General features: G+C 79.4%; 2 protein-coding genes. Both read left to right on the top strand.

What is annotated here, in order from left to right:
* Nucleotides 1-547, top strand: a 547-nt coding sequence (locus NWP10_RS12145; protein WP_258301074.1) for an iron ABC transporter permease, incomplete at its 5' end; no start/stop codon positions are given.
* Nucleotides 544-950: iron chelate uptake ABC transporter family permease subunit (locus NWP10_RS12140; protein ID WP_258301073.1), on the top strand; the 407-nt coding region annotated here is incomplete at its 3' end. The genes NWP10_RS12145 and NWP10_RS12140, both read left to right, overlap by 4 nt.

Below are 950 nucleotides of genomic sequence, written 5' to 3'. Positions count from 1 at the left end.
GGCCGGGGCTGCCACCACCGCCGGGGCCACGGCGGTCACCTCCGCCCTCGTGGTCCTGCACCCGGCCGTGCGGGACCGCCTGCGGCTGTGGACCGTGGGCTCCGTGGCCCGGGCGGACCTCGGCGACGCCCTGTGGCTGGCCCCGGTGGTGCTGGCCGCGGTGGCCGCCGTCGTGGTGCTCGGCCCCGGCATGGACGCCCTCGCCCTGGGCACGGACCTGGCCCACGGCCTGGGGGCCCGGCCCGAGCGAGTGCGGTCGCTGCTGCTGGCCGCCGCCGTGGTGCTCACCGCCGCGGCCGTGGCGCTGACCGGCACCGTGGGCTTCCTCGGGCTCGTGATCCCGCACGCGGTGCGTCGGCTGCGCCCGCCGGACGCGCGCACGCTCGTGCTCGCCTGCGCCCTGTGGGGCGCGGTCCTGGTCCTCGTGGCGGACACGCTCGGCCGCCTGGTGATCGCGCCGGCCGAGGTCCACCTCGGCGTCACGACGGCGGTGCTCGGCGTCCCCGTGCTCCTCGCCCTCCTGCGCCGCCGGGGGGTGGCGGCATGAGCGGCCGTGGGAGCGTGACCCTCGAGCACGCCGTGGCGCGCGTGCGCGCTGCCCGGCGCCGCGATGCCCGACGCGTCGGGACCGCCCTGGCCGTCCTCACGGCGGCGGTGCTGGTCCTCGTGCTGCTGCGCCTCACGTGGGGCGCGTACATGGTGGCCGTCCCGGACCTCGTGCGGATCCTAACCGGGACCACGATCCCGGGCGCCTCGTTCATCGTGACGGAAGAGAAGCTGCCCCGCGCCGCGGCGGCCGTGCTGGCCGGGGCGGCGCTGGGGGCGGCCGGGGCCCTCTACCGGCGGGGCCTGGGCAATCCGCTGGCCTCCCCGGACGTCCTCGGCGTGACCTCCGGGGCGGCCGCCGGCGCGGTGCTCTGGCAGGCCGCCGCCACCGGCACGGGCGGCAC

The sequence above is a fragment of the Micrococcus sp. HG099 genome (assembly GCF_024723355.1).
In the GTDB taxonomy this organism is placed as follows: domain Bacteria; phylum Actinomycetota; class Actinomycetes; order Actinomycetales; family Micrococcaceae; genus Micrococcus; species Micrococcus endophyticus.
Note: the sequence above shows the minus strand (reverse complement) of the source record. Positions and strands in the feature narration are given on the sequence as shown.